The organism is Streptosporangium nanhuense (assembly GCF_059358815.1).
The window spans coordinates 95823-117710 of record NZ_JCADBG010000014.1 but is presented as its reverse complement, the minus strand read 5'-3'; the positions used below and the strand labels follow the sequence as shown (position 1 = coordinate 117710).

Annotated in this window: 21 protein-coding genes; 7 read left to right on the top strand and 14 right to left on the bottom strand. The window is 72.6% G+C overall.

Going from position 1 to position 21888, the window contains the following annotated elements:
• The first annotated feature begins 51 nt into the window (after positions 1–51).
• Positions 52–1107 carry an outer membrane protein assembly factor BamB family protein gene (locus AC5L38_RS26045; RefSeq protein WP_495245438.1) on the top strand — a complete coding sequence of 352 codons (1056 nt, stop codon included), beginning with the start codon at positions 52–54 and terminating at the stop codon, positions 1105–1107.
• Positions 1108–1183: 76 nt separating this feature from the next.
• Here AC5L38_RS26045 and AC5L38_RS26040 read toward each other — a convergent pair whose 3' ends face one another.
• The gene (locus AC5L38_RS26040) at positions 1184–1864 is read right to left on the bottom strand and encodes a GbsR/MarR family transcriptional regulator (RefSeq protein ID WP_495245557.1); all 681 of its coding nucleotides are present in this window, start codon (positions 1862–1864) and stop codon (positions 1184–1186) included.
• Between the two features lie 392 nt (positions 1865–2256).
• On the opposite strand from AC5L38_RS26040, the gene AC5L38_RS26035 reads away from it, so the two are divergent.
• Positions 2257–3441: a serine hydrolase domain-containing protein gene (locus tag AC5L38_RS26035; protein WP_495245437.1), complete on the top strand. Its 1185-nt coding sequence runs from the start codon at positions 2257–2259 to the stop codon at positions 3439–3441.
• 242 nt (positions 3442–3683) lie between these two features.
• Here AC5L38_RS26035 and AC5L38_RS26030 read toward each other — a convergent pair whose 3' ends face one another.
• The 8 genes from AC5L38_RS26030 to AC5L38_RS25995 form a co-directional block, all read right to left on the bottom strand.
• Positions 3684–4598: an amidohydrolase family protein gene (locus AC5L38_RS26030; RefSeq protein ID WP_495245436.1), complete on the bottom strand. Its 915-nt coding sequence runs from the start codon at positions 4596–4598 to the stop codon at positions 3684–3686.
• 64 nt (positions 4599–4662) lie between these two features.
• Positions 4663–5946 (bottom strand): vWA domain-containing protein, encoded by a 1284-nt coding sequence (locus AC5L38_RS26025; RefSeq protein ID WP_495245435.1) that lies wholly within the window; start codon positions 5944–5946, stop codon positions 4663–4665.
• Positions 5939–7018 carry an AAA family ATPase gene (locus AC5L38_RS26020; RefSeq protein WP_495245434.1) on the bottom strand — a complete coding sequence of 360 codons (1080 nt, stop codon included), beginning with the start codon at positions 7016–7018 and terminating at the stop codon, positions 5939–5941. Before AC5L38_RS26020 ends, AC5L38_RS26025 begins: the two co-directional genes overlap by 8 nt.
• On the bottom strand, positions 7015–7317 hold the full coding sequence (locus AC5L38_RS26015) for an EthD family reductase (protein ID WP_495245433.1): 303 nt from the start codon (positions 7315–7317) through the stop codon (positions 7015–7017). Before AC5L38_RS26015 ends, AC5L38_RS26020 begins: the two co-directional genes overlap by 4 nt.
• A gap of 39 nt (positions 7318–7356) precedes the next feature.
• A complete protein-coding gene (locus AC5L38_RS26010; RefSeq protein WP_495245432.1) occupies positions 7357–8394 on the bottom strand; it encodes a xanthine dehydrogenase family protein molybdopterin-binding subunit in 1038 nt (345 codons plus the stop codon).
• A 3-nt stretch (positions 8395–8397) separates the two neighbouring features.
• On the bottom strand, positions 8398–9786 hold the full coding sequence (locus AC5L38_RS26005; protein WP_495245431.1) for a xanthine dehydrogenase family protein molybdopterin-binding subunit: 1389 nt from the start codon (positions 9784–9786) through the stop codon (positions 8398–8400).
• Positions 9783–10301, bottom strand: a complete 519-nt coding sequence (locus AC5L38_RS26000; protein WP_495245430.1) for a (2Fe-2S)-binding protein — start codon at positions 10299–10301, stop codon at positions 9783–9785. Before AC5L38_RS26000 ends, AC5L38_RS26005 begins: the two co-directional genes overlap by 4 nt.
• Positions 10302–10343: 42 nt before the next feature.
• Positions 10344–11147: an FAD binding domain-containing protein gene (locus AC5L38_RS25995; RefSeq protein WP_495245429.1), complete on the bottom strand. Its 804-nt coding sequence runs from the start codon at positions 11145–11147 to the stop codon at positions 10344–10346.
• 139 nt (positions 11148–11286) lie between these two features.
• Here AC5L38_RS25995 and AC5L38_RS25990 point away from each other — a divergent pair, with 139 nt between their 5' ends.
• Entirely contained in the window at positions 11287–12000 is a 714-nt protein-coding gene (locus AC5L38_RS25990; RefSeq protein ID WP_495245428.1) for a GntR family transcriptional regulator, read from the top strand.
• Between the two features lie 215 nt (positions 12001–12215).
• Entirely contained in the window at positions 12216–12476 is a 261-nt protein-coding gene (locus AC5L38_RS25985) for a hypothetical protein (RefSeq protein WP_495245427.1), read from the top strand.
• Positions 12477–12738: 262 nt separating this feature from the next.
• On the opposite strand, the gene AC5L38_RS25980 is transcribed toward AC5L38_RS25985, so the two are convergent.
• Complete coding sequence (locus AC5L38_RS25980) at positions 12739–13554, bottom strand: SDR family oxidoreductase (RefSeq protein WP_495245426.1); 816 nt, start codon at positions 13552–13554, stop codon at positions 12739–12741.
• Between the two features lie 145 nt (positions 13555–13699).
• Here AC5L38_RS25980 and AC5L38_RS25975 point away from each other — a divergent pair, with 145 nt between their 5' ends.
• Together AC5L38_RS25975 and AC5L38_RS25970 are read left to right on the top strand one after the other, a co-directional pair.
• Positions 13700–14563 carry an RNA polymerase sigma-70 factor gene (locus tag AC5L38_RS25975; RefSeq protein WP_495245425.1) on the top strand — a complete coding sequence of 288 codons (864 nt, stop codon included), beginning with the start codon at positions 13700–13702 and terminating at the stop codon, positions 14561–14563.
• A gap of 4 nt (positions 14564–14567) precedes the next feature.
• Positions 14568–15341 (top strand): SDR family oxidoreductase, encoded by a 774-nt coding sequence (locus tag AC5L38_RS25970; protein WP_495245424.1) that lies wholly within the window; start codon positions 14568–14570, stop codon positions 15339–15341.
• Positions 15342–15367: 26 nt separating this feature from the next.
• Here AC5L38_RS25970 and AC5L38_RS25965 read toward each other — a convergent pair whose 3' ends face one another.
• The 4 genes from AC5L38_RS25965 to sigJ form a co-directional block, all read right to left on the bottom strand.
• Positions 15368–16126, bottom strand: coding sequence for a pyridoxamine 5'-phosphate oxidase family protein (locus AC5L38_RS25965; RefSeq protein WP_495245423.1), 759 nt, complete (start codon positions 16124–16126; stop codon positions 15368–15370).
• A gap of 179 nt (positions 16127–16305) precedes the next feature.
• On the bottom strand, positions 16306–16461 hold the full coding sequence (locus AC5L38_RS25960) for a hypothetical protein (RefSeq protein ID WP_495245422.1): 156 nt from the start codon (positions 16459–16461) through the stop codon (positions 16306–16308).
• Between the two features lie 322 nt (positions 16462–16783).
• Complete coding sequence (locus AC5L38_RS25955) at positions 16784–17248, bottom strand: carboxymuconolactone decarboxylase family protein (RefSeq protein ID WP_495245421.1); 465 nt, start codon at positions 17246–17248, stop codon at positions 16784–16786.
• Positions 17245–18147 carry an RNA polymerase sigma factor SigJ gene (gene sigJ, locus AC5L38_RS25950; RefSeq protein WP_495245420.1) on the bottom strand — a complete coding sequence of 301 codons (903 nt, stop codon included), beginning with the start codon at positions 18145–18147 and terminating at the stop codon, positions 17245–17247. Before sigJ ends, AC5L38_RS25955 begins: the two co-directional genes overlap by 4 nt.
• A gap of 74 nt (positions 18148–18221) precedes the next feature.
• Between sigJ and AC5L38_RS25945 the strand changes: the two genes are divergently transcribed.
• Complete coding sequence (locus AC5L38_RS25945) at positions 18222–21761, top strand: protein kinase domain-containing protein (RefSeq protein WP_495245419.1); 3540 nt, start codon at positions 18222–18224, stop codon at positions 21759–21761.
• Positions 21762–21888 lie beyond the last annotated feature (127 nt).

Sequence of the window (21888 nt, the reverse complement as noted above, 5' to 3'; positions counted from 1 at the left end):
TCCGGATCAATGTGATTGATGTCGCCGGTGCCCGCCTGGTGGAATCGGCAGATGATCGGAAAGACGCTGTGGGAGCGGCGGCTTCATCAGAGGGGTTCCGCTTCGGCGCCGGCGGTGACGGAGGACCTCGTCGTCGTCCATGAGCGCCACACCCGGCTTGTCTGCCTGGACCGCCACGACTGCTCGGTCCGCTGGGACGTTCCGATCGGAACCCGGCCGCGTGCCGTCGTGGTCGCCGGCGATCGTTGCCTGGTTCTGCCGCAGGACGCCGACCAGCTGTTCTGTCTCGATCTCACGACGGGATCCGTGGTGTGGCGTGCCGGGTTGCCGCATTGCTCCGGGCACGTCGTGGCCACCGCGGAGACGGTCGTCGTCGGCGGCTGGCGGGGTTACACGCCCGTGTTCGCCTTCGACCTGAAGGACGGGCGGCTTCTGTGGCGGACCCGGCGGCGCACGGCCACGGTGCGTCCTCTGGTCTGGAACGGCGGCATGCTGCTGGGAGACGGCCCGGAAGCGTGGTCGCTGGATCCACGAGATGGCGCGGAACTGAACCGCTGGCGGCTGCCGGAGCCATTGGCCGAAACCGACGATCGTCCGGCGTTCACCATGATCGGCCCTGACCGGTGCCTGGTGCCGTGCGGCCCGCGATCCGTCGCGAGCATTCGACTGTCCTCGGGTCTCGTCGAGCGGTTCTTCCATCATGATGCCGACCTCTTGTCCTCGGCCGCCGAGTTCACCGGCGGTGTGGTGTGGTTGCGAGAGCGAGGGGCCGGTTACCTCGCCGTCGATCCCGAAGACGGATCGGTGCTGTGGAACGTGGACGTCGGGCAGCCGCTCGTCAGTGGGGTGCTTCGGGACGGCGAGGGGTTCGTGGTGGCCGGCGCGGGCGGTGTGCTCTTCCGCCTGCGGTCTGACGGACACATCCTGGAGCGGTCCTCGTCGGCCACCAGGGTGGTCGCGTTGCGAGACCTTGGAGCGGGGAGGATGCTCATGGTGACCAAGGGAACCCTGAGGATGATCCCCGTCGACCATGCCGACGAGGTGAATCCGGTGAGCACGACACCCGGTCCCGGGCCACCCGGGTCTCGGACTTCCGGCCGGCTGTGACGGCGCGGCGGTTCGCCGGCTCCGAGCTCCGATGGCGAGCCTTCCTCGAACGCGACTGCTCGGGCACGACGGGTGTTCACTTGGCGCTGTGGGCCCGGCGCCACTGTTCGGCCGCCTGTGACATCGCGTGGCCGACGTGGTCGAAGAAGTCGCCGATGTCCCGTAGCCGGATCCCGGCGGGCGAGGTGGCTCCGAGCGTCGCCGCTCCCTGGCGGGCGACGTCGGCCAGCAGCGTGTTCTGGCGGGCGCTGGCCATCCAGCCGCGGAACCAGGCGTCGGCGTCGATGACGTAGCGGTCGCGCCGCCGGCGGGGGTCGCGTTCGCGGCGGATGAGTTCCTGCCGTTCGAGTTCGCCGACGGCCTTGGAGATGGAGGCGGGACTGACCCGCAGCCTGCGGGCGAGCTCGGCCGCGGTGAGGCTGCCGCTGTCGGTGAGGTAGAGGACGGCGAGGACGCGGGCGGTCATCCGCGACAACCCGGTGTTGATCATGACCGCGGTGAACCGCTCCTCCAGATCGCCGGCTGTCTCACGGTCACGGTCGTCAGGGGCCGGCGGGCGTCTGCGGGCGCGCTCCCGGGTGGCCTGGTGCGCCTGGTCGGCCTGGTAGGCGTCGGGACCGCCGTTGCGGGCCACCTCTCGCGAGACGGTGGACAGCGGCCGGTTCAGGCGGGCGGCGATCTCGGTGTGGGTGAGCCCTTCGGTCAGGCCGTCGGCGATCTGCCGGCGGTCCTGGTGGGTCAGCCTGCCTCCGGGCACGGGCGGCACCTTCCTGGTCATACGCGCTTCCTGGTCATCCGCGCGCGGACGGGTGCAGTCTTGCATTCGCATCCATCTCATTGCAAGTTCGCTCGCTTGCGTTCACGGTCATTGCCATTGCAAGTTCGATGAAATGCCTGATGAAAGCCGATAGAAGCGTTGACAGTTTTACGAATGCAAGTTAGCTTTTTATATATTGCGAAGATCGAGTTTCGCGGCCCCCCGCACCCCCGACGGGAATCCCCACCAAGTCCCGGCACCGTCCCGCCGTCGTTTCCGGCGGCACTCTCGGGGGACGGGCGTGCGCGGGCAACGCGAAAGGCGAGGTTCACGGCCACCCGGTGGTCCGCCGGCCTCGACTCGCCCCACCCACCCCTCGAAAAGGAGCCGATGTGATCGCATCGCAGTCCGTCAAGGCGGCGCTGCTCGCCGCCGCCACCCTGTCCGCCACCCTGTCCGCCAACCTGGCCGCCACGGCCCTGCCCGCCACCGCGTCGTCCGCTCCTGGACATCCCGGGGTGCAGCGGGTGCTTGACCGGACGGTGGCCGCCAAGCTCGCTCCCGGCATGGTCGCCGACGTCCGTGACGGCCGCCGCTCCTGGTTCGGCTCGGCGGGGGTGTCCGACACCGAAACCGGACGCGAGCGCCGGCGGAACGAGCGCTTCCGCATCGGCAGCGCCTCCAAGGCCTTCACCGCCACCGTGGTGCTCAAGCTCGCGGCCGAAGGCAGGTTGAGCCTCGACGACACCCTGGACGAGTATCTTCCGGATCTGTTCGACGGCAGCGCCTACAAGCCCGGCGAGATCACCATCAGGCAGCTGCTCAACCAGACCAGCGGCATCTACGCCTACTCCGACGACCCGGCGTTCTTCGCCATGGGCGTCGGTCCCGAGTGGTTCAAGCACCGCTACGACACCCACACCCCCGAAAAGCTGGTGAGGATCGCCCTCGCCCACCCGCCCACCGGCGAGCCGGGTCAGCGTTTCAGATACTCCAACACCAACTACATCCTCGCCGCGATGATCGTCGAAAAGGCGACGGGCAGGACGTTCGAACAGGAACTCATCCGCAACGTCATCCGCCCCCTGCGCCTGACCGGCACCTCCCTGCCCCGCACCGACCCCGGGATCCGCGGCCCGCACCCGGTGCACTACTCCACCCTGTTCTCCCGCGACCCCCGGCCCACCATCTACGACGCCACCGGGATGAACCAGTCCTTCGCCTGGTCGGCCGGCGGCGTCATCTCCACCACCACCGATCTCAACCGGTTCTTCGCCGCCCTGTTCGGCGGGCGCGTCCTGCCGGCCGAACAGTTGCGCGAGATGCTCACCACCGTCCCCACCGAAGGAGCGAACTGGATTCCGGGCACCCGCTACGGCCTGGGCGTCTTCGAACAGGAGCTGCCCTGCGGCACCAGCGTCTGGGGCAACGCCGGCGCCACCTACGGCTCCTGGAGCTACACCATGGGCACCCGCGACGGCGAGCACCGCCTCACCACCCAGGCCAACGGCGACTGGGCCCCGCTCAGCGTCTTCACCGACGCGCTCGCCGCCGAGTTCTGCCCGGCCGGTTCCTGAGGAGCCGGGCCGTGCGGACGGGCACGCGTGGCGCTGCGGCCGGCCGGGGTCAATGGGTGGCGGCCACCAAAGGGCCGCGGTCACAGTGGATCCGTGCCGGAGAACAACTTCGACGAGCGGACAGCGGAGACCTACGAGGCCAAGTGACCTGAACTGTTCGACCCGGCCGTCGCCTTCCTCGCCGATCTGGCGGGATCGGGCGCCGCCCTCGAACTCGGCATCGGTACCGGCCCCGTCCGGCTCTACAGGCGGTAGACCCGGCGGGCGGTGGCGGCGAACACGTTCTGGACGACCTGGGCGGACCGGCTGGAGAGAACCTCCTGCCAGGTGGAGACCAGGGTGGGGAAGTCGGTCCAGAGCTTCTCGATCGGGAAGTTGCTCCCCCACATGCAGCGGTGCGAGCCGAAGGCCTCCAGGCAGGTGTCCGCGACCGTCTCGATCAGCGGGCGGTCCACGCGGTGCACGAACGTGCCCTGGCCGGTGAGCTTCACCACGACGTTGGGCCGCTCGGCCAGCAGCCTCATGCCGCGTTTCCACTCCGCCACCCGGGACGCCTCGGAGCTGTCGAGCATCCCCGCGTGGACCAGCACGAACGTGACGTCGGGGAAGTCGTCGACGAAGCTCGCCGCGTCGGCCATCTGGCCGGCGAACACCTGGAGCTCGAACAGCCAGCCGAGGTCGGCGAGCGAGGCGATGTTGCGGCGGAAGACGGGGTCCTTCATGCGGTCGGGGCCGGAGGCGAACCGGAACTCCGGCCGCTCGTGCCAGTGCAGCTGCAGCCGGGTGCCCCGCATGAGCGGGGTGAGCGCGGCCTGGCGGCGCATCACGTCGGCCGCGCCCTCGTCGAAGAGGTCCGCGGAACCGATCACGGCCGTCGGCCAGCCGGTCTCCTCGTGCGTCTCGCGCAGCCAGCGCACCTCGTCCAGGGCGCGGTCGAGTGACCAGTTGGCCTGCACGTAGACCGCGGAGGTGATGCCGCAGGCGGTGGCCTCCTCGACGTACTCCGTCACCGGGTAGTCGCGGCGGATCGGTTCGTAGGGGCCGAAGATGCGCGGGATCATCTCGCCCTGGAGCCAGGGCAGGTCGGCGGCGCGCCAGATGTGGTGGTGGGCGTCGACGATCCCGGCGGGAGCCGGGCGGGCGGTGGTGTCGTTCATCGGGTACCTCCGGCGTGGATGCCCCCGGTCTCGACCCCGGGGAGGAGCTTGTTCGCGGGGGACGTCATGAGCGGGCTCCCGCGGGGCGTGGGGCGGAGGGGGCGGCCCACCGCCTGGCCGCCGCGCGCCGGGGGCCGGACAGCACCGCCGGGAGGCGGCGGACCTCCGCGAGGGCGGTGGACAGGTCGCGCACGCCGCCGAGGTGGTCGAGGTGGGGGAGCTGGGCGGCCATGGCGCGGGTGACCGGGCTGTAGCCGGGGGAGCACGCCAGCGGCGACCACCAGACGAGCCGGTGGCCCAGCCGGGACAGGCGGGCGGTCGCACGGACCATGGGGACGCAGTCGCCGCGTTCGAGCCCGTCGGACAGCACGATCACCAGCGCGCCCCTCGCGAGCGCCACGAACCGCGGGACGTCCAGGAACTCCTGCAGCGCCGCCCCGATCGCGGTGCCGCCGTCGGCGTCCGTCACCCGCTCGGACACCGCGCGCAGCGCCCGCCCGGTGTGGGGGTGCGACAGCGCGGAGGTGATCCTGGTGAGCCGGGTGCCGAAGGTGAAGACCTCGGTGCGGGCCGGTGCCGCGCGCAGCGCCGTGTGCGCGAGGCGGAGCAGGTCGGGGGTGTGGCGCCGCAGCGAGCCGGAGACGTCGACCAGGATGAGCAGGCGGCGCGGGCGCGGGGGCCGGGCACGCCGGCGCAGCTCGATGATCTCCCCGTCGTGGCGGTGCGCCCGCCGCCAGGCGTGCCGCACGTCCAGCCGGTCGCCGGTCCGCGCGGGTCGCCGCCGCCTCGACGGGGTCGAGGGCAGCACGGCGGGCCAGGCGGCCTCCAGGGCCCGGACGACCGAGCGCCACCGGTCGCCCGCCGCGTCGAAGTCCCGCCTGCCGTACGTGCCGAGCGTGCTGGCCTCGACACCGTCGCCGGGCCGCACCTCTCGCGGGGCGGGGTCGTCCTCGCCCGGCCCCTGGGGGGAGGGGGCCTCGCTCTCCCCGGCGGGCGGTGGGGGTACGTCGTCCCGAGGGCCGCCCTGCCGGAACCAGGCGGTGAAGACCCGGTCGAACGCGGCGAGTTCCTCGACGTCGTGCAGCAGGGTGATCCGGGCGTACCAGTACAGGGCGGTCAGGTCGCGCGGCGGCGACTCGCCGACGACCCGCAGCAGGTCGGCCTGTTTCGGCAGCGCGGTGGTCACGCCCGCGGCGCGCAGAGAGGACAGGAACCCCCACACGTGCCCGGCCGCGAGGGTGACGGGCTCGGCGCCGCCGGACGGCCTCCCCGGGAGGGTGCCGCCGGACGGCTCCACCGGGAGAGCGCCGCCGGACGGCTCCCCCGCGAAGGGGGCGGGGTCAGGCATCGCCGAACAGCTCCTCCGCGTGCCCGAGGAGCAGCCGGGTGTCCTCCTCGTCCTTGATGAGCAGGCCGAGGGCACGCCGCAGCGCCACGGGCCAGGGGCTGCCGCCCTCGGCCAGGGCCACCGCGCCCCTCGCCCACTCCACGGACTCGGCGATGCCGGGCCGTTTGAGCAGCGGCAGGCCGCGCACCCGCTGGACGGCGCGTACCAGCCCCTCCGCGGCCCGCTCCTCCAGGCCGGGTACGGCCGCGCGCAGGATCGCCCGCTCGCGGTCGACCTCGGGGAAGGCGATCCAGTGGTAGAGGCATCGCCGCTTGAGGGCGTCGTGCAGCTCGCGGGTCCGGTTGGAGGTCAGCACCACGACCGGCGGCGTGCGCGCCGCGATGGTGCCCAGTTCCGGGACGGTGATCTGGAAGTCGCCCAGGAACTCCAGCAGGAACGCCTCGAACTCGCTGTCGGCGCGGTCGATCTCGTCGATCAGCAGGACCGCGCCGCGATCGGCCTCCAGGGCGCGCAGCAGCGGTCGCCGCAGCAGGAACTCCTCGCGGTAGAGGTCGCCGACCTCCTGGCCCCGGCTCTCGGCCACCCGGACCTGCAGGAGCTGCTTGGGATAGTCCCACTCGTACAGCGCCTGTCCGGAGTCCAGCCCCTCGAAGCACTGGAGCCGGATGAGCTCGCGGCCGACGACGCGCGAGAGCACCCTGGCGATCTCGGTCTTCCCGACGCCGGGTTCCCCTTCGAGCAGCAGCGGCCGGCCCAGCCGCAGCGCCAGGTGGACGGCCGTGCAGAGGCCCTCGTCGGCGAAGTACCCCTCCCGTTCGAGCGCCGACGCGAGCGCGCGCTCGTCCAGGAGGCGGCCCAGCGAGGAACCCCCGCCGGTCGCCGAGGAGGCCTTGGCGCCCGCCGGGGATCCGCCGGACGCGGAGAACCTGCCGGCCGCCGAGGGCTCGCCGGACGCGGAGAGCCTGTCGGCCACCGGAGACGCGCCGGCCGGGGGCTCGCCGGGAGGGGGGAAGGATCCGCCGGGTGCCGGGGGGAGCCCGCCGGGCACCGGGGAGGCCCCGACGGGTGTCACAGTTGTGCGTGCTCGGTCGTGAGCAGGTGGATCCGCTGGGTGGTGTGCGCGGCGGCGTCGGCCGCGGCGGCCTTGCCGTGCTCGGAGCCGAACGCGGCCACGCGGGCGGCGTCGTCGTCGAAGTAGAGCTCGTTCACCGAGTCGAACGCGGCGTCCTCGCCGTTGCTGACGCTCACCGTGTACTTGCGCAGCCCGGGAAGCTTCCTGGCGAACTCGACGTGGTCCTCCACGACCCACTTCGCGAACTCCTCGTGGGACAGGTTCTCCGCGCGCTTGAGCAGCGAGACGACTTTCAGCATGGGTATCGGTTCCTCCGGATCGGATGGGTGTGCTGGTTCTCAGGCGTTCCCGCGCGAGGACACCTCGCGCGGGGCGTCCTCACGCAGGGCGTCCAGCCCGCGCAGGACGCGTTCGGGGGTGAAAGGCATCGCCGTGATGCGTACGCCGCAGGCGTCGAAGATGGCGTTGGCGATGGCCGGGATCGGCGCGTTGGCGGTCATCTCGCCGATGCCCTTGGCGCCGTAGGGGCCGTTGCCCGCCGGGCGTTCCAAAAACAGGCTGTGCTGTACGGGGATGTCGGCCGGTCCCGGCATGAGGTAGTCGGCGAAGTCGCGGGGCCCGTGGTCGCGCCGGGGGTAGTAGGGCTCGGTGGTCTCGAACAGGGCGTGCGACATGCCCATCCAGGCCCCGCCCTCGACCTGCTGGGTCGCCATCGCCGGGTTGAGCGCCCGGCCGATCTCATAGGCGTTGTACAGCTCCAGCACCTCGACCGTCCCGGTCTCGTCGTCCACCTCGACGACGGCGACCGTGCACGCGTGCGCCTGGCAGGAGTCGGGGTCCATCTCTCCCGTCTCGGGCACCGGCGTGCTCGGCTCCTTGAGGAAGATGCCGCGCCCGGAGATCGTGCGGCCGTGCTTGAAGTGCGCGGCCAGGGCCAGGTCGGTGATGTGGATGCTCGGCTGGTCCGAGCCCTTGAGCTTGATGAGGCCGGTGCCGTCGGTCTCCAGGTCCCCGGCGTCGACCTCCAGCTCCTCGGCGGCGACCTCCAGCATCACGCCGCGCGCCTCGGCCGCCGCCATGATGACGGCGTTGCCGACGCGGTGGGTGCCCCGGCTGGCGAAGGTCCCCATGCAGTGCGGCCCGGTGTCGGTGTCGGCGGTGTTGACCAGGACGTTCTCGATCGGCAGGCCGAGGGTCTCGGCGGCGCACTGCGCGGCGATCGTCTTGATGCCCTGGCCGAGGTCCACCGAGGACAGCGTGATCACGAACGTGCCCGTGGTCGTGGCGTGGATCAGCGCCTGTGAGGGGTCGCCGCCGAGGTTCATGCCGGTCGGGTAGTTCACCGACGCGTATCCGCGCCCGCGCAGCCTGGCCATGGCCTACAGCCCCTCTCGCGTCGTCGACGACATCCGGCGGTACGCCTCGGGCAGCTCGTGCCCGGACATCTCCGCGGCCTTCTGGATCACTTCGACCAGCGCGGTGCCCTCGGCGACCTTGCGGTGGGCCTTGAGGTCCCCGTCGCGGTAGGCGTTGATGAGGCGCAGCTGCAGCGGGTCCATGGACAGGGCCCTGGCGACCCGGTCCATCTGCGACTCCAGCGCGAAGTCGCCGATGGTCACGCCGAACCCGCGCATCGCGCTGGACGGCGTGCGGTTGGTGAACACGCAGTGGCAGTCGGCCCACACGTTCGGGATCGAGTACGGGCCCGGCAGATGGGCGGCGGCCTTGGTGGTGCCGTACGGGGTGTGCCGGGCGTAGGCGCCGGAGTCGACGTACAGCGTGACCTTGCGGCCGATGATCCGGCCGTCGGCCATCACGGCGTCCTTGATGTAGATGCGCTCGGCCGCGCGCGGGGAGGAGACCTGCATCTCCTCGTACCTGCTGTAGACGAACTTGACCGGGCGGTCGGTCACCATGGCGGCCACGCAGGCGACCGGCTCGACCACGACGTCGACCTTGCCGCCGAAGCCCCCGCCGACCGTCCCGCCGACGACGCGCAGCTTGTTGAACGGGGTCTGGAGGATCAGCGCGGTGTTGTCGAGGGTGAAGAAGCACGCCTGGGTGTCGGAGTGGATGCGCAACCGGCCGTCGGGCTGCGGGACCACCACGCAGCCGGTGGTCTCGGTGGGCGCCTGCTCGATCGGCGCGGACTCGTAGCGCCACTCGAAGACGTGGTCGGCCTCCCCGAACGCCTTCTCCACGTCGCCGAACCGGATCCGCCGGCAGTGGTGTCCCTCGTAGGTGAAGTAGTTGCGGCCGTGGTACTCGTTGACGATCGGCGCGCCCTCCGCCAGGGCCTCCTCGACGTCGAAGACCGGCGGCAGGTCCTCGTAGTCGACCCTGATCCTGGCCGCGCCCTCCAGGGCCGCCGCCTCGGTCTCGGCGACCACCGCGCAGATCGGCTCGCCGAGGTAGCGGACCTTGTCCACGGCCAGGATCGGCTCGTCGTCCGGTCCGACGCCGATCAGCTTGAGCGGGGTGTAGATGTTGTTCGGGATGTCGGCGTGGGTGAGGACGCGCGTGACGCCGGGCACCTCCAGGGCGCCGGTCAGGTCGACGGCCTTGATCCTGGCGTGGTGGCGGGCCGAGCGGTGCATCTTCAGGTGCAGCATGCCCCGGGGGGCGACGTCCTCGAAGAACTCGGTCCTGCCGGTGACGTGCCCCAGCGCGTCGGAGCGCTGGACGACCGAGCCGATGACGGTGAAGTCGTCGTCCTCGCGCTCGGTGGCGAAGGAGCCCTTGTCGATGGGGGCGAGCCGGTAGGTCATCGCGAGACCGTCCCTTCCACGGGCCGTTCCTGTGCCGTGCCCGCCTCGCGCCTGCGCCTGGCCGCGTCCAGGATGGCGATCATGATGGGCTGGTAGCCGGTGCACCGGCAGACGTTGCCCGATATCGCCTCGGCCACGTCCTCCTTGGTCGGGTCGGGGACGCGGTCCAGCAGGGCCTCGGCGACCATGATCATGCCTGCCGTGCAGAACCCGCACTGGGTGGCGAAGTTGTCGACGAAGGCGCTCTGCACCTCGTCGAGGTCCCCGCCCGAGGCCACCCCCTCCAGGGTGCGGACCGAGCAGTCCGAGACCGTTTCCACGGCGACCAGGCACGCCGTCACGGGCCGGTCGTCGACCAGCACGGTGCAGGTGCCGCAGCTGCCCTGCGAGCAGCCGCGCTTGGCCGCGGTGAGCCCCAGCGAGTCGCGCAGGGCCGCCAGGAGGGTGGTCCCCGGCCTGGCGATGAACTCCCGGGGTTCGCCGTTGACGACGAGCGAGACGATCTGTGACGACATTGTCCGGCCCTTTCTGGGGGATGGGCGCGTGTACGGGGGCGGCTAGGAGGTGAAGGCCCGGCGCAGGTGCACGGGCAGGACGCGTGCCCGGTACCAGGCGCTGGCGTAGGCGTCGTCGAAGGGCGCGGTGTCGGAGCGGGCCGCCTCCCCGGCCTCGGTCAGGACCTCGGGGCTCAGCGGGCGGCCCGCCAGCAGCCGCTCGGCCGACACCGCGCGCACCGGGCGCGGGGCGACGCCGCCGAGGGCGATCCTGGTCGAGGCCACCACGCCGTCCTCGACGCGCGTCACGGAGGCGACGGTCACGATGGAGGCCGAGTTCAGCCTGCGGCGCATGGCCTTGTGGTAGTACCAGGTCCCCGGTTCGGGCAGGGCCGCCGTCACCGCCGTGACGAACTCGCCCGCGCCGATCCCCGAGGCGAGCACCTCGGCCACCGGGGCGTCGCGCCGCCCGCCCGGCCCGGCGATCTCGCACACCGCGTCGAGGGCGAGCAGGCAGACCGCCAGGTCGCCGTACGGCTGCGCGACGAACAGGTTGCCGCCCACCGTCGCCAGGTTGCGGATCGTCGGGGAGGCGATGGTGCGCACCGCCGGTCGCAGGAAGGCGAGGCCGGGATGCTCCTCGACGGAGGACAGGGGAGCCGCCGCGCCGATCCTGGCCACGTCGTCGCGGACCTCGATCCCGGCCAGCCCGGCCCTTCGCAGGCTGATCAGCTCGCCGCCCGTCGCGGCTCCGCCGCTGACCAGCGGCATCACGACGGTGCCGCCGCCCATGATCTGGCCGCCCCTCGCCGAGTGGACCGCCACGGCCTCGGCGGACTCTGGCACGTGGACCGCCTGGATCATCATGTCCGGACCCCCTGCGTTACAAGCGGGTTAACTATCGATAATTGATTATCGGAACCGTAGGCTGTGGGTTGTCCCGGAGTCAAGGGGAGGTCAAGAGGAGATCGATGAACGAGAATCGATACTCGGTAGGATGCGCTCCATGACCGAGGAGATGGCCGGGGGGACGACCGGGGAGATGACGGGGGAGCCCTCCATGCTGCCGCGGCTGACGCTGTCGCGGCAGATCCGCGACTCGCTGGTCAGCCGGATCGTCTCCGGCCAGTTCAGGCCCGGTGAGCGGCTGGTGGAGACACGTCTCGCGGCGACGTACGGCACGAGCCAGGCACCCGTCCGCGAGGCGCTGCGCGAGCTGGAGGTCATGCGGCTGGTGGAGATCCTGCCGCGCAGGGGCACGTTCGTGCGCCCGTTCGTCCACGAGACGCTCAGGGAGAGCTACGTCGTGCGGGCCGCGCTGGAGGAGACGGCCATCCGGCTGGCCCTGCTCGCCGGGACCGTCCCGCTGGAGGCGCTCGGGTCGGACGTGGCGGCGATGCGGGCCGCGGCCGCCGAGGGCGACGGCGAGGCGTCCATGCGGGCGAGCGTGTCCTTCCACCGGCGCATCGTCGAGGCCGCCCGCAACGAGCTGCTCAGGCTCTCCTGGGAGGGCCTGCAGATCGAGGCGCGCACGTCGGTCACGATGCTCGCCACCGGCGTGGACCTCCACGACATCGCCCGCGACCACGCCGAGCTGCTGGCGGTGATCGAGCGCGGCGACCTGGAGACGGCCTGCAAGCACGCCCGCGACCACCAGTGGCACTACGCCGACCTGCCGCACGACGCCCACGGCCGGATCCGCGACACCGCCGCCGGCTGAACCCCGGCCGAATCACGGTTGGAACCCGATCACCGGGGTAGCCGGGCTGGGCTGTCGTCATCACCGGCCGGAACGGCGGGTGCCCGATCCTTGTGAGGGGCCGGCGCCCGCCGCGGCACGGACGGCGAGATCGTACGGGCGCGGGAGCCCGTACGACCTCACCGCCGGGACCGGGAGGCGAGGGACGCGGACACGTTTCGAGGAAGGGTGAGATCGTGACGAGCAACTCTGGACAGACCGGTTCCGAGGCGGCGACGGCCGCGGCCAAGACGCTGGCCGACCCCAACGCGACCGAGGAGGAGAAGTCCGCCGCGGCCAGCGCGCTGTCGCAGGCCCCGGAGAGCCACGGGGAGACCGGCTCGGAGGCGGCCTCGGCCTCGTCCAGGACCCTGTCGGACCCGGACCAGGGCGACACGGAGAAGTCCGCCGCGGCCAGCGCGCTGTCGCAGACGCCGGAGAAGACCGACGACAAGTGACGGTCGCGGCTGCCCGGAGGTCACCTCCGGGCAGCTCGCCGTCCGAGACGTCGCGCGATCGTCACGAGGTCGCCTCCGGACGGCAGACGGTCTTCATGAGATGGCCCAATGAGATGGCCCACGGACAGCTCGCCGCCCGGCTCCACGAGGTCGCCTTCGGGCGACAGCCGGGCTGAGGCGTCACGCGCTCGCCTCCGGACGGCAGGCGCCCCGAGGCGTCACGAGGTCGTCACGAACCCCGGACGGCTCGCCGGCCGGGGCGTCACATCGCCCAGCGGCGGAAGCCGCCCTCGGAGTTGATCACCTGGCCGGTGATCCAGGCGCCGTCGTCGGAGACGAGCCAGCGGACCAGCCGGGCGACGTCCTCCGGCTTCCCCCACCGGCCCGTGGGCAGCGCGCGGCCCACCTCGCGGGTGATGTCGGGATCGGCCCAGCCGGTGTCGACCGGCCCCGGGTTGATCGCGTTCACGGTGATCCCCCGGTCGGCGAGGGCGTCGGCGAGGCTGAGCGTCATCTGGTGGATCGCGCCCTTGCTGATGGCGTACGGCAGCTCCTGGCTCATCGGGGCGAGGTGCTGTCCGGAGGTGAACAGGATCACCCGCCCGCCGGGCCGCCGGTCGTCGTGCCGGGAGGCGAAGGCCTGTGTCAGCAGCACGCTTCCCCGGGCGTTCACCGCCCAGGAGAGGTCGAGCTCGGCCGCGGTGATCTCGTCGAGCGTTCCCAGGGCGCTGCGGGCGTGGTTGGCGACCACCACGTCGACATGGCCGAAGGAGCGCTGCGCCAGCTCGATCACCGACGCGGGCGTCTCCGGGTCGGCGAAGTCGGCCTCCACGTGCCGCAGGCGCCCGCCCTCGCCGCCGAGCTCCTCAAGGAGTCCCCGCATACCGGCGGGGTCGGCGCCCCACGGCTGGTCGGCGTCGTGCGGCGTCCACGAGTGCGCCAGCACGCTCGCCCCCGAGGCGAGCAGCTCGCGGGCGATCGCGAAACCGATCCCGGCCCGCCTGCTCACCCCGGTCACCACCGCGACGCGCCCCGCCAGCGATCCCCGGCCGTCGGCGTCGTTCGTCTCGATCGTCATGATCCGATCCTGCCGGAGGGACCTGTTCCCTCGCGACCCGCCGTCGCGAGCGCATCGCTCATCCCGCGCATCCCGCTCATCCGCTCATCCGTTTATCCCGCGATGGGCGTGCGACCTGTTCGCGCCCTTCTGGCACCCTGGTCGGGTGATCGAGGAGTTCGAGGCGGAGCGGCCGAAGATGTTCGGCCTGGCGTACCGGATGCTCGGGTCGGCCGGCGAGGCCGAGGACGTCGTCCAGGACGCCTACCTGCGCTGGAGCGGCGCCGAGCGCGCGAGCATCGTCTCGCCCGGGGCCTGGCTGGCCAAGGTGGTCACCAACCTCTGCCTCAACCGGCTGACCGCCGCCCGCGCCACCCGTGAGCGCTACGTCGGCTTCTGGCTCCCCGAGCCCGCGCCGACCGGAGAGCTCGGCCCGCTGGAGAGCGCCGAGCGGCGCGACGCGGTGTCCATGGCCTTCATGCTCCTGCTGGAACGGCTCACCCCCGCCGAGCGGGCCGTGTTCGTGCTGCGCGAGGCCTTCTCGTACGGGTACCGCGAGATCGCCGACGTGCTCGACCTGTCCGAGGCCAACTGCCGCCAGCTGTACGGCAGGGCCCGGCGCAGGGTCGGCGAGGCTCCGCGGTTCGACGCCCCCGGCGAGCAGCGGCGCAGGATCGTGGAACGGTTCCTGACGGCCGCCACGAGCGGCGACCTGGCCGGGCTGGAGCGGCTGCTCGCCGAGGACGTGGTCTCCTGGGCCGACGGCGGTGGCAGGGTGAACGCCGCGCTGCGGCCGGTCGAGGGCCGGGAGCGGGTCGTCCGCTACCTCGCCGGGGTCGCCGTCAAGTTCGGGGTGGGCGTGGAGTTCGGCCGCGCCGACGTCAACGGCCAGGAGGCGATCATCGCCTGGCGCGGGGGAGAGCTCATCGCGGTCTTCGTGCTCGAGGTCTCCGGCGGGCTGATCGTCGGGGTGCGCACCGTGCTCAACCCGGAGAAGCTGTCACATCTGCGGGGGCTCACCGGTTCGTAGGGGTATGACGGAAAACATCCTTGTCACCGGCGGTACGGGCTCTCTCGGCCGCCATGTCGTGAACCGGCTCGACGCGGCCGGCCACCCCGTCCGCGTGCTGAGCCGCACGCGCGGATCCCACGTCGGAGACCTGAGGACGGGGGAGGGGCTCGCCGCCGCCCTCGACGGTGTCGGCACGGTCGTCCACCTCGCCACCGACCCGCGCGGCCCCTCGGTGGACGTCGAGGGCACCCGCCGGCTGATCGCCGCGGCGCCCCCGGGCACCCATCTGGTCTACATCTCCATCGTCGGCGTCGAGCGGCACCCGTACTCGTACTACCGGCGCAAGTACGAGGCCGAGAGGATCGTCGAGGAGTCGGGGCTGCCGTACACCGTCCTGCGCGCGACGCAGTTCCACAACCTGGTCCTGTTCGCGCTGGAGACGCTGGCGAAGGCGCCGGTCATGCTCGTCCCCGCCGGGACGAGACTCCAGCCGGTGGAGGTCGAGGAGGTCGCGGAGCGGCTGGTGGGGCTGGCGCTGGGCGCGCCCGCCGGGAGGGTGCCCGACATGGGCGGCCCCGAGATCGTGAGCGTCGACGGGCTCGCGCGGACCTACCTGCGCCTCACCGGCCGGCGCAGGCCCGTTGTGCGGCTGCCCCTGCCGGGCCGGGTGGGCGCCGCCTTCCGGGGGGACGCCCACCTCGCGCCGGACCACCCCGGCGGGCGCGGGACGTTCGCGGACTTCGTGTCGGCGACCTCGGGCCGGAGCGGGTACGGGCCCAGGGCGCGGGGGCGCTGACCCCGGAGCCGTCCCACCCGGCCGGGTCAGGTGGCCCGGGTGCCCGTCCGGGCGGCGATGTGGTCGGGAGGGGCGATCCCGGCCGGGAGCAGGGGGTCGGCGACCGGGGCCAGCCAGGTGGTGGCCAGGGGCAGCCGGCCCGCCCAGAGCCCCAGCTCGGCGTCGGGCCCCTCGCCGTCGTCCGGCGGTCCCGAGCTCACCTTGACCGACGCCTCGGCCAGGGAGATCGCGAGGATCGTCGTCGCGGCGAGCTCCTTGCGGCTGGGCCGCCTGGCGTAGTCCCACTGGCCGGGGGCGGCGTGCTCGGTCAGGATCCGCAGCGCGGACAGTTTCTCCTCGCCCTCCAGGACCCTGGGCACGCCGTAGACCATCGCGGAGCGGTAGTTGACGCCGTGCTCGAACACCGACCTGGCCAGGACGAGGCCGTCCACGTGGGTGACGGTCACGCAGACCGTTCCCAGCCCCTCGCCCGCCGCGGCCCCTGATCCGTCCGCACCCGCGTCGGTGCCGGTGTCCGCGTCCCCGGATTCGGGCCCGGACCCGGCGGACCGCCGCGCGGGCACCCGGCCGGTCAGGCTCCTGCTGGTCACCGAGCCGTGCACGTAGAGGTGGTCGGTGTCGAAGCCGTAGACCGTGGGGACCACCATGGGCACGCCTTCCGAGATCACTCCCAGGTGGCAGACGAACCCGGCGCCCAGCACTTCGTACAGGGCGGCACGATCGGTACGGCCCTTGTGCCGCAGGCGCCGGTGCCGGGTGCGCTCGGTCGCGGACAATTCGCTCATGGGGCAGTATTCAACCAGGTGACCTCGGGGTCCGGATGCCTCGCACAACCCAGACGTAACCCGGACATCACCCGGACGTCACCGGTCCGGGCCGTCGCGGGAGGATCTACGGCGAACCCGTGGCCCGAACGGAGAAAGACCCGCCGTGGCGGGTCTTTCGCGAGGAGGCCGGAGGAGGCTCAGGCGGCGGAGGTGGGGCCGCTCGTCCGTGGAAAGCGGAGGACGTTGCGGCCCGTGTAGGCGCTGAGGTCGACGACCTTGGCGTCACCGGTCGCCCCTCGGCGTGTCGCGGAACGAATGTCCCTGATCTTGAGCCGTGCGACATATGGTGGCACGACCACAAGTCTCCTCATTGAGCCCCCCGGCGTGATGGTTCCGTTATAAGAAGTATCTACAGATCGCCGCATAAGACTGCCGTAAAGACCAGGTCAGTAGGGGAGCGGGCGCCCCGAGGGGGAACGCAGGTCCAGGCCGGAGGCGCGGTCGCGGCGGTGCGGTCTCCGCCGCCGGGTGATCCTGGTGCGTCGCCGCATGATCCTCCCCCTTCCAGGGCTCGCCGTGCTCCGCGTCCTATGACGCCGCTTCGCCGGACGCTCGGGCGCCCGGCCCGCACGGTCGCCCGTGCGAGCCAAACCTAGTCCGCCCCGCCCCTCTCGATCAACCGTTTTGGCTACGCAGGGTTCCCGCGACCATACGGGTGGTGACGGCGATCCGGTTCCATGCGTTGATCGTCGAGATCGTCACGACCAGCGCGGCCAGCACCTCCGGCTCGTAGTGCCTGGCGGCCTCGTCCCACACCGCGTCCGGCACCGTCTCGCCGCGGTCGCCGAGCCGGGTGGCCTCCTCGGCCAGGGCGAGGGCCGCCCGCTCGGCGTCACTGAAGAAGGGCGTCTCGCGCCAGGCCGCCACCGCGAACAGCCGCTCGTCGCTCTCCCCGGCCGCCTTCGCGTCGTGGGAGTGCAGGTCGACGCAGAAGCCGCAGCCGTTGATCTGGCTGACCCGCAGCTTGACCAGCTCCTTCGTGGCGTACGGCAGCCCGCTGCCGGCCAGGTACCTCTCCAGCAGCTGCATGGCCCGATAGGCCTCGGGGGCGAGCTCGGCGATGTTCATCCGCTCTTTCATCGAACACTCCTGAGTTTCTCCGGGTTCATCACGATGTCGATCTCGGTGATCCGGCCCTCGGAGACGGTGAGCCCGTAGACGACGACCCCGCGGTCCCGCGCCCACAGCAGTCCGGCCCGGCCGTTGACCGTGGTCACCGCCAGCCTCGCGGTGTCGCCCGACTTCCTGATGACCCCGAGCATGAAGCGGCCCACCCGGTCGGAGCCGCGGACCGGCTTCCGGGCCGAGCCGACCACCCCGCCGCCGTCGCTGCGTACCACCACGTCCGGATCGAGCAGCGCCATCAGCGCTTCGAGGTCGCCGTCGCCGTCGCCGTCGCCGCTGTCATGGATGATCCGCGCGAAGGCCTCGACCACCCTGCGGTGCTCGGCCTCGTCGACCTCGAAGCGGGGCGCCCGCGCCGCGACGTGCCGGCGGGCGCGCGCGGCGAGCTGCCGGCACGCGGCGGCGGAGCGCCCGACCGCGCGCGCCACCTCCCCGAACGACAGCCCGAACACGTCGTGCAGGACGAAGGAGGTGCGCTCGGCGGGGCTGAGCGACTCCAGCACCACCAGCATCGCCAGGCTCATCGACTCGTCCAGGGTCACCCTGTCGGCGGGGTCGCCCTCGCCCACCACCGGCTCCGGCAGCCACGGCCCGACGTACTCCTCGCGCCGTACGCGCGCCGAACGCAGTACGTCCAGCGCGAGTCTCGATACTGTGACCACCAGCCAGCCCGTGACGTCCGCGATCTCCGAACGCTCCGCCCTGCCCAGCCTGAACCAGGCATCCTGGACCACGTCCTCGGCCTCGTGGACGCTGCCGAGCAGGCCGTAGGCCACGCCGACCAGCCGTGGCCGGATGGCAGCGAACTCCGCCGCGAGAGCTTCGTCACCGTTCACGTAAGGAGGACGAGACATGTTCCAAGTGTGTGACATCGCCCGAACCTCGCCGTCTTCCAGGGCGTCCAACCCACCGGCGAACGGAGCGTGAGTTGAGTACGACACTTATCGACGGTGATCCCCAGCGGCTGGGCGGCTACTGGCTGGCCGGGCGGCTGGGCGCGGGCGGCCAGGGCGTGGTCTACGAGGCGTACGACGCCGAGGGCACGCGGGTCGCGGTGAAGGTCCTGCACGGCGACGCCGGGACCGACCCGGAGCTGCGCGACAGGTTCGGCCGCGAGGCCGCCGCCGCCCGCCGGGTGGCCTCGTTCTGCACGGCGGGAGTGCTGGACGCCGACCTCGACGGTCCCAGGCCCTACATCGTCAGCGAGTACGTGGAGGGCCCCAGCCTGCGCCGGGCCGTCGCGGAGGGCCGCCGCTTCACCGGGGGTGACCTGCACCGCCTCGCGACCGCGATCGCCACCGCGCTGACCGCCGTCCACGAGGCCGGGGTGATCCACCGCGACCTCAAGCCCGACAACGTCCTGCTGGGCCCGGACGGCCCACGGGTGATCGACTTCGGGGTCGCCCGCACCGAGGACATGTCGCTGACCGCGACCGGCATGGTGGCGGGCACCCCGACCTACATGGCCCCCGAGATCTTCATGGGCCAGCGCGCGACCGCGGCCGTCGACGTGTTCGCCTGGGGCGGGATCATGGTCTTCGCCGCGACGGGCGCCGACCCGTTCCGCGCCGAGAGCCTGGGCGGGATCATGCACCGCGTGCTGTCGGTGCAACCCCAGCTGGACATGCTCCCCGAGCACCTGCGGCCGTTCGTCGCCGCCTCGCTCGCCAAGGACCCCGCATCCAGGCCTGCCGCCAGGGACCTGCTGCTCGCCCTGGTCAGCGGTGACGGGGGTGTCGACACCCCGAGGCTGCTCGCGGCGGGCAGCGACGCCGGGGCGCAGATCCGCGCGACCTCGTCCGACCCCGCGCTCGGCACCCTCGCCGAGGACGCCTACGTCGCGCTCGGCCCCGCCGAGCGGGAGCTGGCCCCCGAGATCTTCCTGCGGCTGGTCACCGTGACCGACGACGGCCAGCTGATCATGCGTCAGGCGCAGTGGGCCGAGCTCCTCGACGGGCGCCAGGAGGGCGAGGCCACCGCGGTACGGCGCCTGGTGGAGGTCTTCGCGTACCTGCTCACCCACGACGACCGGGAGGTGTGGCTGTCGCGGCCCGCGCTGCCGCAGGCCTGGCCCAGGCTGCGCGCGTGGATCCAGGCCAACCGGGACGGCCTGGCCGTGCACCGGGGCATCCTCACCGCCGCGCGGCGCTGGCAGCTCCAGGGGCGCAGGGACGGGGACCTCTTCCAGGGCGGCAGCCTGGAGAACGCCATGCGCTGGGCGGCCACCGGGCGGCGCAACATCACGCTCAGCCCGGTCGAGCGCGACTTCCTGGAGGCGGGCGCCGCCCTCACCCGGCGCCGGGCCCGCAGGGGCAGGGTGCTCTCCGGCACGCTGGCCGTGCTGCTGGTCGTCGCGGTGGGCGCCGGGGCGTTCGCCGTGCAGCAGAGCAGGGTGGCCGACGCGCGCAGCGCCGTCATCGCCTCCCAGCGCGACCAGGCGACGGCCGCCAGGCTCGCCGCGACGGCCGAGACGCTGCGGGTCGCCGAGCCGGTCAGGGCCATGCTGCTCAGCGTGGCCGCCTGGCGGTTGTCGCCGGTGGTCGAGGCGAGGGCGAGCCTGGCCGGTTCACTGGCCCAGCGGGAGACGGCCACCTTCCACGACCCGGCCACCGGGGTGGAGCCCCTCAGGGCGCTGAGCGCCGACGGGCGCACCCTCGTCAGCGCGAGCGACGGCGAGGCGCGTGTCTGGGACGTGCGCACCGGCAGGCGCGCCGGCGGCCTCACCGGGATCGGCGGCGAGCTGCGCGGGATCGCGCTGAGCCCGAAGGGCGGAAGGCTCGCCGTGATCAGCGGCGAGAGGCTGAGGATCTGGGACATGCGGACCGGCAGGCCGACCGGCGCCGTCATGCGGGTCCAGGGCCTGACCGGAGGCGGCGACACCACCGCGGCCTTCGGGCAGTCGGAGGACTGGCTCCTGGTCGGGCAGGGGGAGGGGTTCATCGCCTGGAACATCGTGACCGGCCAGAGGCGCTCCCCGGTCGGGGGAGCCATCGGCACCGACGTCTCGGCGGACGGGCGCGGGCTCGCGACCGGGGACATCAACGGCGAGGCGACGGCCTTCACCCTGGACGGCCTGCGCAGGATCCCGCTGGGGAACCGCTGCGCCACCTGCGCGCCGAGGACGGCCTACAGCCCCGACGGCGCGACCGTCGCCATCGGCAGGGGCAGGGACATCGAGCTGCGTGACGCGTTCACCGGGGCGAAGCGGGACACCGTCTTCGAGGAGGGCGCGACCGAGGAACTCGTCTTCAGCCCCGACGGGCGCTTCCTGGCCACGGCGACGAACACGGCCCTGCGGCTCTGGCGGGTCCAGGACGGCAGGCTGCTGCTCACCCAGCGGATCGACGCGTACGACCCCGTCGTGGCCTTCGACCCGGACGGGCGCACCCTGCGCTACCTCACGGAGGACGCGGTGACGAGCCTCGACGTCTCCTCGCTGACCAGGCCCGTCACGCTGAAGGGACCGGGGACCGCCTGGGCGGCCCTCAGCCCCGGCGGGCGGTTCCTCGCCTCCAGGGCGGACGGGGCGGGCGAGGTCGTGATCCGCGACGTGCGGCGACGCGAGCGCGTGGGCTCGCTGGACATCGGGCCCGGGGGCGCCGACGGCTACTTCGAGATGGCCTTCAGCGCCGACGGCGGGCGGCTGGTGGTCAACAACGGCATGGACGACCCCCGGCTCACCGTCTGGGACACCTCCACCTCCAAGCGGGTCACCGCCGTCGGCCCCACCCGCAGCGGTTCGGCGGAGGCCGTGGCGATGAGCGCCGACGGCACCGCCGTGGCCTCGTACACCCGCTACTTCGACGCCGAGACGCGGCCCGAGGGAGAGGTCCACGTCTGGGACGTGCCCAGCGGACGGCTGCGCTGGTCGCGGCCCCAGGAGAGGGTCGAGAACCTGGCGTTCACCCCGGACGGCGGGGCGCTCGCGGTCGCGGGCGGCGAGCACCGGCTGCTGGACGCGGGCACCGGCGAGCCGTTCGGCGGCACCTACGGCTCGTCCACCGTCCGCATCCCGGCGATCGCGTTCGCCTTCGGCGCGGACGGTGCCCGCTTCGCCGTCGCCGACGACGCGGGGCGGGTCTCGGTGTTCGAGACCCGGGGCAGGAAGCGGGTGGGCGAGATGATCCGGGGCGAGGAGGGGACCGGGGTCGGCCTGACGTACTCGCCCCGCGGCGACATCATCGCCGCGGCGGTGACCGAGCGGTCGGCGGGGATCTGGGACGTCGGGACCGGCCGCCGCCTCGGCCCGCCGATCGCCGCCCAGACCGGCGACCTCAAGGCACTGGTGTTCACTCCCGACGGTACCCGGCTGATCGCCGTCGACTCGGCGGGCACCCTGAGCGAGTATCCGGTCGAGCCGGAGGCGGTGGCGCGGGCGGTCTGCGGGCGCGCGGGCCGCACCCTGTCGCGCGAGGAGTGGCGCACCTACCTGGAGGACCTGCCCTACCGGGACGTCTGCCCGGCCTGAACGGTCTTCGCGGGGCGGGACGGGGCGGGACGGGGCAGGGGGCAGGGCAGGGCGGGATGGGACCGGGCGGGGCCGGGCGGGGCGAGGGCGTTCCGTTTCGCCTGTCCGTCCTTCGCGGTGGTCCCGG

Coding starts and splice junctions, on each gene's coding strand:
- AC5L38_RS26015 (WP_495245433.1), bottom strand. CDS start 7,317: ATGCTGAAAGTCGTCTCGCTGCTCAAGCGCGCGGAGAACCTGTCCCAC.
- sigJ (WP_495245420.1), bottom strand. CDS start 18,147: ATGTCTCGTCCTCCTTACGTGAACGGTGACGAAGCTCTCGCGGCGGAG.
- AC5L38_RS26045 (WP_495245438.1), top strand. CDS start 52: ATGATCGGAAAGACGCTGTGGGAGCGGCGGCTTCATCAGAGGGGTTCC.
- AC5L38_RS25980 (WP_495245426.1), bottom strand. CDS start 13,554: ATGACGATCGAGACGAACGACGCCGACGGCCGGGGATCGCTGGCGGGG.
- AC5L38_RS26010 (WP_495245432.1), bottom strand. CDS start 8,394: ATGGCCAGGCTGCGCGGGCGCGGATACGCGTCGGTGAACTACCCGACC.
- AC5L38_RS26005 (WP_495245431.1), bottom strand. CDS start 9,786: ATGACCTACCGGCTCGCCCCCATCGACAAGGGCTCCTTCGCCACCGAG.
- AC5L38_RS25970 (WP_495245424.1), top strand. CDS start 14,568: ATGACGGAAAACATCCTTGTCACCGGCGGTACGGGCTCTCTCGGCCGC.
- AC5L38_RS25955 (WP_495245421.1), bottom strand. CDS start 17,248: ATGAAAGAGCGGATGAACATCGCCGAGCTCGCCCCCGAGGCCTATCGG.
- AC5L38_RS25995 (WP_495245429.1), bottom strand. CDS start 11,147: ATGATGATCCAGGCGGTCCACGTGCCAGAGTCCGCCGAGGCCGTGGCG.
- AC5L38_RS25990 (WP_495245428.1), top strand. CDS start 11,287: ATGACCGAGGAGATGGCCGGGGGGACGACCGGGGAGATGACGGGGGAG.
- AC5L38_RS25965 (WP_495245423.1), bottom strand. CDS start 16,126: ATGAGCGAATTGTCCGCGACCGAGCGCACCCGGCACCGGCGCCTGCGG.
- AC5L38_RS26030 (WP_495245436.1), bottom strand. CDS start 4,598: ATGAACGACACCACCGCCCGCCCGGCTCCCGCCGGGATCGTCGACGCC.
- AC5L38_RS26025 (WP_495245435.1), bottom strand. CDS start 5,946: ATGCCTGACCCCGCCCCCTTCGCGGGGGAGCCGTCCGGCGGCGCTCTC.
- AC5L38_RS26000 (WP_495245430.1), bottom strand. CDS start 10,301: ATGTCGTCACAGATCGTCTCGCTCGTCGTCAACGGCGAACCCCGGGAG.